Here is a 10,948-nt window from a genome sequence, read left to right on the forward strand (position 1 = left end):
CCGGCAACCGGCTTTATGTCCTCGGCGCCCTGGCTGGTCTGTTGCATTACGTGCCGTTATTGAATCTGTTTTCGCCGATCTATACCGGTCTTGCCTTCATTCATTTTTGCCTTGCTGAACTGCGGGAGCTGCGCCTGGAGCAGGCCGTCATGCCGGCGGTGCTCAGAAGCTGACGTCAACCGCGCCGCATGCCGTCGAAGAAATCCGCGTTATTCTTGGTGCCCTTGATTTTATCGAGCTAGAACTTTATCGCCGAAAGGTGAAGACCGCGACACGTTAGCCGCAGGCCCGCGTGCGGGATCGGGCTGTGACCTTGAGGCGCACTTAACCTATGCGCATCGAATCGAATAAGTAGGCGCGCTGACACGTTAGCGCCGCAGGCGCCCGCTTGCGGGAAGCGCGTCCGGATTTCGACAAGGTGCTGCGAACGATCGCGAGTTTTGGATGCTGCGCCTAACCGCGGCGCATGCTGTCGAAGAAATCCGCGTTGTTCTTGGTGCCCTTGATTTTATCGAGCAAGAACTCCATCGCCTCAAGGTCGTCCATCGGGTAGAGCAGTTTGCGCAGCACCCAGATCTTCTGCAGCACCTCTTTGTTGATCAGCAATTCTTCCTTGCGTGTTCCCGAGCGATTGACGTTGATCGCCGGGTATTGGCGCTTTTCGGCCATGCGCCGGTCGAGATGAATTTCGAGATTGCCGGTGCCTTTGAATTCTTCGTAGATGACGTCGTCCATGCGCGAACCGGTTTCGACTAGCGCGGTCGCGATGATCGTCAGTGAACCGCCTTCTTCGATATTGCGCGCGGCGCCAAAAAAGCGCTTCGGGCGCTGCAGCGCGTTGGCGTCGACGCCGCCGGTCAACACTTTGCCGGACGCCGGCACCACGGTGTTGTAAGCGCGCGCCAGGCGCGTGATCGAATCGAGCAGGATGACAACGTCCTTTTTGTGCTCGACCAGGCGCTTGGCTTTTTCGATGACCATTTCCGCGACCTGGACGTGGCGCGTCGCGGGCTCGTCAAATGTGCTCGACACGACTTCGCCCTTGACCGAGCGGATCATCTCGGTCACCTCTTCAGGCCGCTCGTCGATCAGCAGCACGATCAGCATCACTTCTGGATGATTGTTCGTGATCGAGTGCGCGACATGCTGCATCAACACTGTCTTGCCGGCCTTCGGCGGCGACACGATCAGCCCGCGCTGACCTTTGCCGATCGGCGCGATGATATCGATCACGCGCCCGGTGATGTTTTCTTCGGCCTTGATGTCGCGCTCCAGCACGAAGCGCTCATCCGGATGCAGCGGCGTCAGATTCTCGAACAGGATCTTGTTCTTGGAATTTTCCGGCGGTTCCGAATTGACCTTGTCGACCTTGACCAGCGCGAAATAGCGCTCGCCGTCCTTGGGGGTGCGAATTTCTCCCTCGATCGAATCGCCGGTATGCAGGTTGAAGCGCCGAATCTGGGACGGGCTGACATAAATGTCGTCCGGCCCGGCCAGGTAGGAGGTATCGGGCGAGCGCAGGAAACCAAAGCCGTCGGGCAGCACTTCGAGCGTGCCCTCGCCAAAAATGCTTTCGCCCTTACGCGCCTGATTTTTCAGCAGAGCGAAAATCAGATCCTGCTTGCGCAGCCGGCTCGCGCCGTCGATCTCATTGGTGACTGCCATGTCGACCAGTTCGGTCACGTGTAAATTCTTCAATTCAGATAAGTGCATTGCGACAAGATCCAAGGAGTTGATGCCGGGAGCGGAAGAAACCGGGAAGGACGCAGATCGGGAGGGGCTGGCTTTCACCTTGGGTTGCCATTATGTAGAGGCGCGGTGAAAGCTCAGGGTAAGCGTAGCCGCATTAAATATTGCTGTCAATGAACGCCGTCAATTGCGATTTCGAAACCGCGCCAACCTTGGTTGCTTCGATATTGCCGTTCTTGAATAGCATCAAAGTCGGAATGCCGCGAATGCCGTATTTCGGCGGTGTAGATTGGTTTTCGTCGATATTGAGCTTGGCGATTTTGAGGCGGCCGGCGTATTCCTTCGCGACCTCATCGAGGATCGGCGCGATCATTTTGCAGGGCCCGCACCACTCTGCCCAGTAGTCGACGAGAACCGGCAGGGGCGCCTGCAAAACTTCAGGCCCAAAAGTGTCGTCAGTAACGTAATGGATATGTTCGCTCATTGTTTTGCCTCGGATAATCGTATTGCCGGAACAACGGCAATGGCTGAAAAAGAGAAAGGTTGCTTCGAGAAGATCGTCGCCAGGGCTCTGGATTGCGGATTACGACAGGCGGTCGCTACGGCCGAAGAACACGGCCTGATCGTGACAGCTTTTTTGCATCATAAACGAAAATGCTTGCGCGCGTGAAGGTTTCATGGTGTGCGCCGGCGCCGCGCGCTCTGTTAAAATAACTGCCTTTAAACGAGCATGGACCCGGGATTTGGTATGACCTACGTCGTTACGCAAAGCTGCATCAAATGTAAATATACGGACTGTGTGGATGTCTGTCCGGTCGACTGTTTTCGTGAAGGGCCTAACTTCCTCGTGATCGACCCGGACGAATGCATCGATTGCACCTTATGCGTCGCCGAATGTCCGGTCGACGCGATTTTCGCCGAGGATGATGTCCCGGCCGATCAGCAGCATTACACAGCGATCAACGCGGAGTTGGCCAAGCTGTGGGGGCCCATCGTCGAGAAAAAAGACGCGCCGGCCGATGCTGACGAGTGGAAAGACGTGAAGGACAAGGACGCTTTGCTCGAACGTTAGGACAACCTTTTCAGCTAAAGCCGATGTTGCACGATGTTGCAAAGGCGGCGCGTCGATTCTGTTTCCAGAGCAGCTTTGAGGCCATCTGATGCCGCTCAAAACACAATGCGGCGCGCGAGCCGCCACCCAAAAAGGCCGCGGCGCGACAGCCAACCCCGAAGGCCGTTTCGAGCGCTTGTCACGCGAAGCAGACGAGGATGGCCAGCGCCCGATTGCGCCGGCGGAACGCTCGGCGCAATCGGGGGAGGAATGGGCGGAAAATACGGCGCCGCTAAAAACATTCGTGAGCGCGGAACGTGCGCGCAGCATTATCGCGCGCAACGAATCGCCCGATATTCCGTTCAACCAGTCGATCAATCCCTACCGCGGCTGCGAGCACGGCTGCATTTACTGCTACGCGCGCCCCAGTCATGCTTATCTTGATTTGTCGCCCGGTCTCGATTTCGAAACCCGGCTTTTCGCCAAGCAGAACGGCGCGGAACTGCTGCGCACTGAATTATCCCGCCCGGGTTATCGCTGCGAGCTGATCGCGCTCGGCGCCAATACTGACCCGTATCAGCCAATCGAGCGCGACTGGCGAATCACGCGCCAGATTCTGCAGGTGTGCGCTGAATTCAACCAGCCGGTCGCGATCATTACCAAATCGGCGCGCATCGAACGCGATCTGGATATTCTTTCAGCGATGGCCGGGCGCGAACTGGTCCAGGTTTTCATTTCGGTAACAACACTCGATCGGGATCTCGCGCGCCGGCTCGAGCCTCGCGCATCGGCGCCGGCCAGACGCATACAAGCCCTACGCGCGTTGAGCCAGGCGAATGTGCCGTGTGGCGTAATGGTCGCGCCCGTCATCCCGTTTCTGACCGACAGCGCGATGGAACAGATTCTCGCCGCCGCCGGCGATGCCGGGGCAGTCATGGCGGGCTACACGCTGCTGCGCTTGCCGTACGAAGTGAAGCCCTTGTTCAAGGCCTGGCTAGCTCTGCACTATCCGCTGAAAGCCCGGCACGTCATGAGCCGGGTCGCCGAAATGCGGGATGGGCGCGACAACGACAGCGAATTTGGCCGGCGCATGCGCGGCCAGGGCGAATTCGCGGCCCTGCTGGCGCAGCGTTTCCGAATCGCCTGTCAGCGTTCCGGCCTGAATGAAAGGCGCTTTCGTTCGAGAGTCGATCAGTTCTGCGTGCCGACCACGCAGCTCACGCTATTCTGATTGCGCGCTGCTGCCTAAATGCGTGCTGCTGCCGGGGTCAAGCTCGGGGCTAACCTTAGCGAGCATGGGCGGTGCGGATAAAATCGGCAGGGTGTCGACAACGACCAGCCAGCCGACCACAACCAGGACGAGCGCCACGATCGCGCTTCGCAGCATGCCCAGAAAAACTTGTGGCGGCGTGATAACGGGTCTACTCTGCCGGGTTTGGGACATCAAGTCCCGGGGCGACGAGTTTGACCTGATTGAGTTTCGCTGAATCTGCATAGCTGTTTTGCAAGCTTGCCGAAAAATGACGGTCTATTGTTGTGCCGAGATAACGCCGAGGCAATAGAACTTTAGTAATAGTGTGTGGAGAGATAGAGTTCCTACGCCTCATCCGTCGCAAACAGGCGGCCGGTCACATCGCGCATACTTGTTCCTTGCATCGAGCGTACTGTTCCCTGCTCCGAACAACTGTATGTTGCCAGCAAGCAGGGCTTTGAATCTTGCAAGGTAGCAAAGGCGTCAGGAAAAAACGCGTGAGCGTTGTTTTGAGCAAAAAGACGGTCTGGTGCAGGAAACAGGGGAGTGGCGTGGCTGACCTGGCGAACGAAAACCTCAGGATTCTGGTTGTCGACGACCACGCGCTGATTCGCGAGGCTCTGCGCGGCGTGTTGAAACAGCTCGATGCCCAGGTAGAGATGTTCGAGTCGGCAACCTGCGCGGAGGCGTTTGCATTGGCTAATGCGAATCCCGATCTCGACCTCTGCCTGCTCGATCTGTACCTGCCGGGTCTAGACGGTTTCGCCGGCTTGATCGAACTGCGCAGGCGTCATCCGGCGATCGCAATCGTCGTGTTATCGGCATCGGACGACCGCGCCGACGTCACCCGGGCTCTCAATCATGGCGCGGTCGGCTTCATTCCAAAATCGTCGCCGTGCTCGGTGATGTTGTCGGCGCTGAATCTGGTGCTTGCCGGGGGTGTCTACCTGCCGCAGGAGTTATTGGGCAAGGGGACGTCGAACACGCGAACGTCAACCCCGCAGTCGGCTCCCGCGCGGACTTGTCATATCACCGAACTCGGTTTGACCGAGCGCCAGCTTGAAGTGCTGATGCTGATGATCCAGGGCAAGCCGAACAAGGTGATTTGCCGCGACCTTGGGTTGGCGGAGGGAACGGTCAAAATCCACGTGACCGCCATCCTGAAGGCGCTGCATGCAACGAGTCGCACCCAGGCGGTGTTGGCTGCCGCTCAGCTCGATTTCAGCAGGACTGCGGTGAGAGAGGAGGGCGAGGAGGTGGGAATCGAAGCATCTAGCCCTGGTCTTGGCTCGAATCGGGCAGCCTGATCGTCACTTTGGTGCCGCAGCCGGGCTTGCTGTCCACCGACACGGCGCCGCCGAGATAAAAAACGCGCTCTTGCATGCCGCGTATGCCGTGGCGCGATATATCGTCGAGCCGTACGCTTTCCATTCCCACGCCATCGTCGCTGATCTCGAGAACGATATTGCCGCTGTCGCGGGCCAGACTCGCTGTAACCTGGCTCGCTTTGGCATGCCGCGCAACGTTGGTCAACGCTTCCTGAAATCCGCGAAACAGCGCGATTGCATGGGCCGGCGCAAACTCGCTATTGCCGACCTTCGCGTGAAACTGGCAGGGAATGTCGGAGCGCCCGGCAAATTCCTGCGCTTGCCACTCGAGCGCCGAAATCAGACCGAGATCGTCGAGCAGCGCCGGACGTAGATCGGATTGAATCTTGCGCACCGCGGCGATCGCGGTATCGATCAGTTGCAGCAAGGTTGCGATCTTGTTCTGGATTTCCGGCTTGGCAGCCGTCAGCTTTCGGTGCAGCCACGACACATCCATTTTGAGCCCGGTCAGGACGCCGCCGAGTTCGTCGTGCACCTCGCGGGCGATATGCGCTTTCTCATCCTCGCGCACCGATTGCAGGTGGGCCGACAACTCGCGCAACTGCGCCGTGCGCTCATCGACGACCTTTTCCAGTTGCAGAGTGTGCCGCGCGAGGTTGGCTTCCGCCCGCTTCCGCTCGCTTATGTCTATCTGCGAGCTGATAACACCGCGCACAGCACCCTCGCCGTCGAACAGCGGCGCGGCATTGACCAGGACGTGTACGCGTTTGCCGTCGGCGCGCAGCACCTCGAGCTCTACGCTTTCGACTTTTTCGCGGCGCTGCGCCGCGAGCTGCATCGGCAAATCGCGTGCCGGACATTCGACTCCGCCCTTGAAGACGCGATACGGCGGCTGCGGCCGATTCAGGGAGACGTTGCTATCGGCATCCATGCCGAGCAGCTCGGTGAACGCGCGATTGCTCGTTATCACGTCGCAATCCGCGTCTCGCGCCACGGCTATCCCGACTGGCGCCACATCCATCAGCGCCTGCAATTCGGTGACGCGGTGTTCGAGGTCCGCATTCAGGCTCTTGATCTCAAGTTCGGCGCGACGTCGCAGAATAAAATGCGCCACGTCCCGCGCAATCGCTTCGGCGGTTTGCAGCAAGCCCTGATCCAGTTCGCGGATCGCGCGGCTGAAAAATTCGATGACGGCTTCAACCTTGCCATTGACGATCACCGGAAAAGCAAATGCCGCATGCAGTCCGCAACGCCTGGCTGCCGCCGCGCGCGGGAAATTATCTTCCTGGCAGATATCCGAAAACCACATCGGCGCGGCGCGGGCGAAAACGCGGCCGGGCGCGCCAACCCCCGGCGCCAGCGAGGTGGCCAGGCAGGTTTTTTCGAATTCGGCAAGCGTGTCGCGGTCGGCATACCACAGGTCGCGACAGCGAAGTACACCTTCTGCCTCGTTCCACAGCCAGACCGCTCCAAAATCCCATTGCATGTGCCTGGCTATCGCCTGAAGAACCTCGAAACTCGCACTGCGCGCGTTGCTTGACGTTGCGAGTATCTGGCTGACTGCGTACTGAGCCCGCACGCGGCTTTCGGCCTGTATGCGTTCGCTGATGTCAAGAACCAGCGCGAAGTAGCCGCGGACAACGCCATTCGCCGCGATATCGGGAATATAGTCGACCTTGATCCAGCGTGCCGGGCCGAGCGCATAAGGCACCCAGCGCTCGAAGGCGACGCTCTGGCCGGCCAGAACCAGATCGACTTCCCGGCTGACGCTGGCGAATGCCGGCTCGCCAATGACCTCGCGAACGGTCTTTCCATACACCTGTTCGCGCTTGACGCCGAACCAGAGTTCATAGGTGCGATTGACGAATCGATAGCGGCGCTCGCGGTCGATGTATGCAATCAGAACCGGCAGCGAATCGGCGATCAGCCGCAGTTCGTGTTCGCGCCGCGCCAGCGTCTCTTCGATGCGGTGGCTCTCGCTTATGTCGGCGACCAGCGCAAAAAATCCTCGCACGACACCGTGCTCGTCGACATCGGGCAGGTAGTCGCCGTGCACATGGCGCGCCAGGCCATCGGGATAAACGGCGGGTCGATCGAACGACACCGGCTGGCCGGACAGCACTCCCTCGATGTACGGCCGCAACCCGGCGTAAGAGCTTTCGCCTACGACATCGCGCACCGTCGCGCCCAGGATTTCGGCGCGGCTCTTGCCGCACCACTGCTCGTACGTCCGATTCGCGAACAGATAGCGCTGCTCGCTGTCGATGTGGGCGATCAATGCCGGCATGACGTCGGCAATCAGGTGCAATTCGCGCTCCTTGCGCTGTAGCGCGGTCTGCGCCTTGCGTGTTGCGGTCGCGTCGGCCATCCGGGAGCGGCGCAGCTCGAGTTGCGTCATGACCTGGCGCGCCAACGCCTCGAGCGCCTCTTTCTGTTCCCGGCTTAGCCTGCGCGGTCGGTAATCGAGGACGCAGACGGTGCCGAGTGCGTGACCATCGCCGGTACGCAGCGGCGCCGCTGCGTAAAAGCGCAGATGCGGTTTGCCGGCAACGCGCGGGTGCGTCGCGAAACGCGCATCTTTGGCGAGATCGGGAAATATCGAGAGCCGCGGCTCAAGAATCGCGTGAGCGCAAATCGATTCATCGCGCGGCGATTCGCAAAGACGAACGCCGACCTCGGATTTCATCCATTGCCGCCTCTCATCGATGAAGATGATACGCGCGATCGGCGCCCGGCAGATGTGAGCGGCCAGGCGCGTGATGTCGTCGAACGCCGGCTCGCCCGGCGTATCCAGAATCGCATAGCGACGCAATGCGCCGAGGCGCGCCGCTTCATCGGTGGGTCGCGGCGCTGTGCGTGGTTTTGGCGGGATGGTGATAGCTGGCATCGCTCGCATCAGGACTAACAGTTGACTGCTCGCGCATCGCGCGGGAGCGCGGCAACCCGATTATAGAACTTTGCGGCGAGGCCGGGTTTACGCTGGTTTCCCGCAACGGAATCCGCCGTGGCGTCTGCGCAGTGCCCGGTAAAAATCATGCGCCGCGATCGCTGTGAGCGTCGAGCTACTCGTTTCGCTGCACGCCGAGCAGTTCGCCAAGCAGCGTGCGCAGCGTCGCCGGGCGCACCGGCTTGTGCATCAGGTGGCAGCCGGCGTTCTTTGCCTGTTGGCCGAGCAGCGGCGCCGTATCGCCGCTGATCAGGATGCAGGGTGTGGTCGCGGTGGCGTACGTTTCGCGCAAGCGCGTCACGAGTTGCAGACCGTTTTCTTCGCCAGGCAAGCGATAATCGCAGATCAGCGCATCAGGCCGGCGCAGATTGTGAAACTGTGCTTCAGCTTCATCCGCCGATCCGGCAACGACGACCTGGTAGCCCCATGCCGTAAGCAGGCCATGCATGCCCGCTCGCACCAGTGCCTGGTCATCTATCACAGCGATCAAGGTGCCGCTCAAATCTTCGTCCCGTGCCGGCGGCTCGACCGCCTGCCGCGAGCTTAAGGCCGCAGGCTGCGGCGAAATGCGCGGCACATCGACGCTGAAGCGCGAGCCTGCGCCAACGCGCGATACGAGCGTGATGCGGTGGTGCAGCAATTGCGCGAGGCGCTCGACGATGGCAAGCCCCAGGCCTAGACCCTTGCCACGCTCGTTCGCAGGATTATCGAGTTGGACAAATTCCTGAAAGATATCTTTCTGCTGCGCTTCCGGTATGCCGCTGCCGCTATCCCAGACTTCTATGCGCAGCGATTTGCGTCTGCGCCGGCAGCCGAGCACGATGCCGCCTTTCGACGTATAGAGTAAGGCGTTCGAAAGCAGATTCTGCAGGATGCGCTCGAGCGGAAACGGGTCGCTGTGTACCCATGCGCTACAGGAGACGATGCGCAGCTTCAAGCCCTTTTCTGCCGCACGCGCCATGAAGTTTTCCCGCAGGCGCTCGAGCATCGGGTCGATCGGAAAATCGCAGAGTACCGGCTCGACAACGCCGGCATCGAGCCGCGAGATATCCAGCAAGCCATCGAGCAAGTCTTCCATGGCGCTGACCGACGCGTCGATGCGTGCGACCAGCGCCCTGTTTTCGTCCGTGCGCACTTTATCGCGCAGCTCGGCGACGAACAGGGCGAGCGCGTGCAGCGGCTGCCGCAGATCGTGGCTGGCAACCGCCAGAAATCGCGATTTCGACTGATTGGCGCGCTCTGCGTCCTTGGTGCGGGCGGCCAGTTCGACGGTCGCTGCCGTGATCCGCTCCTCCAGGTTGTCGCGCGCCGATTTGAGCGCGACAGCCATGTCATTCACACCCGACTCGAGCGCGCCGAGGCCGCCGCTGGAATCGGGCTTGACGCGCGCATCGAAATCTCCGGCTTCGATTTTCTCGACCGTTTCCGTCAGGCGCGAGATCGGCCGGCTGATGCCGCGGCTCATGCGGATTGCCACAAACCCCGTCACCAACAGCACGCCAAGGGTGATAAGAAGGCTGTGCAGAAGCAGGCGCGCCTTGCGCGCAATCAACTCGTCGCGCGCTATCTCGACATGAATCGAACCGATCACCGCAGTCTCGGCGGATCCGACAGGGCGCTTGCCGTCCGCTTCGAAAAAATCTTCGAGCGCGATCTGGTTTTGCAAAATCGGCGTCTTGAATACCAGGACGCGGTCTTGCGCGAGGCTAGCGCTCATCGTTTTGCGGTCCGGCGCGGGTAATGCCGGGTCGAGCGATGCGCCGCTTTGCGCTAGAACCACGCCCAGCCGGTCGCGGATCGTCACCGCCCTGACGTCCGCTTCGCGCAGCGCCGAATCGGCAATGCGCTGCAAAACCTGGCGGTTGCCTGCGAATACGCCGTATTCCGATGCCGGCGCGAGCGCCCGCGCGATTGCCAGGCCGCGCTCTTCCAGCGATTGTTCGAGATCGGCGAAACGTGTATTGATAAAGTAAACCGCGAGCAATATCGCGATCAGCGTCGCCGGCGCCAAAGCCAGCAGCAGGGCGCGCTGCCTGATGCCCCAGTGCTTCATGGCGCCGACTCCGCCGTGCGCAATTGTTCGAGCAGCATCGCTTCGCCGGGAACATCGAGTCCCAGCGAGCGCGCCACGTGGTAATTGACGCTGACATCGAAGTATTGCGGGAATTGCGGCGGCGGCAGGTTGCGGCCGGCCAGCCAGGCTCGAACCAGCTCTCCGGTCTGTCGGCCGACTTGCGCAGGAATCGAATGCACGGCGGCCAGCGCGCCGGCGCTGACATAAGCTGCCGAATAGGCAATCACCGGAGCCTGATAGCGGTAGCTGGTCAGCAATACCGCCTGCGCGGTTTCCCGGTTCAGCACGATGGGGTCGTGCAGCGTCAACAATACCGCGCTGTCGGCGAGCACGCGCTGCAACGCCGACAGCATCTGGTCCTGATCGTCGATCGCCTCCCAGTGAATCTGAAATCCAAAGCGCCTGGCGGCTGCCTGCAACCTCTCCGGCGATTCGACCGATTCGCCGGAGAGGACGACGCCGATATGCTTTCGCCGCGGCAGCAAAAACTGAATCAGCCGCAACCGGCGCGCCAGCGGCTGGTCGAGAAAAACGGCGGAAAACGTGCGGCGGTCGCGCGCGCCTTGCGCACGGACGATTTTCCTGTGAACCTGGCTCGGGATCAGCG

At 60.6% G+C, this 10,948-nt stretch carries 9 protein-coding genes and 1 pseudogene; 5 read left to right on the forward strand and 5 right to left on the reverse strand.

The annotated features are described in order from the left end of the window. Positions 1-173: hypothetical protein (locus tag H0V78_01210; GenBank protein ID MBA2350437.1), on the forward strand; the 173-nt coding region annotated here is incomplete at its 5' end. Positions 174-453: 280 nt separating this feature from the next. Here the strand turns inward: H0V78_01210 and rho are convergent. Both rho and trxA read right to left on the reverse strand, forming a co-directional pair. Then, the gene (gene rho, locus H0V78_01215) at positions 454-1,713 is read right to left on the reverse strand and encodes a transcription termination factor Rho (protein MBA2350438.1); all 1,260 of its coding nucleotides are present in this window, start codon (positions 1,711-1,713) and stop codon (positions 454-456) included. A 133-nt stretch (positions 1,714-1,846) separates the two neighbouring features. Beyond that, on the reverse strand, positions 1,847-2,173 hold the full coding sequence (gene trxA / locus H0V78_01220) for a thioredoxin TrxA (GenBank protein MBA2350439.1): 327 nt from the start codon (positions 2,171-2,173) through the stop codon (positions 1,847-1,849). Between trxA and H0V78_01225 the strand changes: the two genes are divergently transcribed. The 4 genes and pseudogenes from H0V78_01225 (at position 2,156) to H0V78_01240 (ending at position 5,299) form a co-directional block, all read left to right on the forward strand. Then, the gene (locus tag H0V78_01225) at positions 2,156-2,359 is read left to right on the forward strand and encodes a hypothetical protein (protein MBA2350440.1); all 204 of its coding nucleotides are present in this window, start codon (positions 2,156-2,158) and stop codon (positions 2,357-2,359) included. The genes trxA and H0V78_01225 overlap by 18 nt on opposite strands. 78 nt (positions 2,360-2,437) lie before the next feature. After that, positions 2,438-2,761, forward strand: a complete 324-nt coding sequence (locus H0V78_01230) for a ferredoxin family protein (GenBank protein MBA2350441.1) — start codon at positions 2,438-2,440, stop codon at positions 2,759-2,761. 88 nt (positions 2,762-2,849) lie between these two features. After that, a complete protein-coding gene (locus H0V78_01235; GenBank protein MBA2350442.1) occupies positions 2,850-3,971 on the forward strand; it encodes a PA0069 family radical SAM protein in 1,122 nt (373 codons plus the stop codon). 596 nt (positions 3,972-4,567) lie between these two features. Beyond that, positions 4,568-5,299 (forward strand): annotated as a pseudogene (locus H0V78_01240) (response regulator transcription factor). Here H0V78_01240 and H0V78_01245 read toward each other — a convergent pair. The 3 genes from H0V78_01245 to H0V78_01255 all read right to left on the reverse strand — a co-directional run. Further along, positions 5,265-8,207, reverse strand: a complete 2,943-nt coding sequence (locus tag H0V78_01245) for a PAS domain-containing protein (GenBank protein MBA2350443.1) — start codon at positions 8,205-8,207, stop codon at positions 5,265-5,267. The pseudogene H0V78_01240 and the gene H0V78_01245 overlap by 35 nt on opposite strands. Before the next feature lie 175 nt (positions 8,208-8,382). Then, positions 8,383-10,320, reverse strand: a complete 1,938-nt coding sequence (locus tag H0V78_01250; protein ID MBA2350444.1) for a response regulator — start codon at positions 10,318-10,320, stop codon at positions 8,383-8,385. Further along, the coding region (locus H0V78_01255; GenBank protein MBA2350445.1) for a hypothetical protein at positions 10,317-10,948 on the reverse strand (632 nt) is incomplete at its 5' end. The genes H0V78_01255 and H0V78_01250, both read right to left, overlap by 4 nt.

It is taken from the genome of Burkholderiales bacterium (genome assembly GCA_013695435.1).
Classification (GTDB): domain Bacteria; phylum Pseudomonadota; class Gammaproteobacteria; order Burkholderiales; family JACMKV01; genus JACMKV01.

Excerpts from the sequence above, each read along its gene's own strand:
- trxA (MBA2350439.1), bottom strand. The coding sequence starts at position 2,173 with ATGAGCGAACATATCCATTACGTTACTGACGACACTTTTGGGCCTGAA.
- H0V78_01235 (MBA2350442.1), top strand. The coding sequence starts at position 2,850 with ATGCCGCTCAAAACACAATGCGGCGCGCGAGCCGCCACCCAAAAAGGC.
- H0V78_01225 (MBA2350440.1), top strand. The coding sequence starts at position 2,156 with ATGGATATGTTCGCTCATTGTTTTGCCTCGGATAATCGTATTGCCGGA.
- H0V78_01230 (MBA2350441.1), top strand. The coding sequence starts at position 2,438 with ATGACCTACGTCGTTACGCAAAGCTGCATCAAATGTAAATATACGGAC.
- rho (MBA2350438.1), bottom strand. The coding sequence starts at position 1,713 with ATGCACTTATCTGAATTGAAGAATTTACACGTGACCGAACTGGTCGAC.
- H0V78_01250 (MBA2350444.1), bottom strand. The coding sequence starts at position 10,320 with ATGAAGCACTGGGGCATCAGGCAGCGCGCCCTGCTGCTGGCTTTGGCG.
- H0V78_01245 (MBA2350443.1), bottom strand. The coding sequence starts at position 8,207 with ATGCCAGCTATCACCATCCCGCCAAAACCACGCACAGCGCCGCGACCC.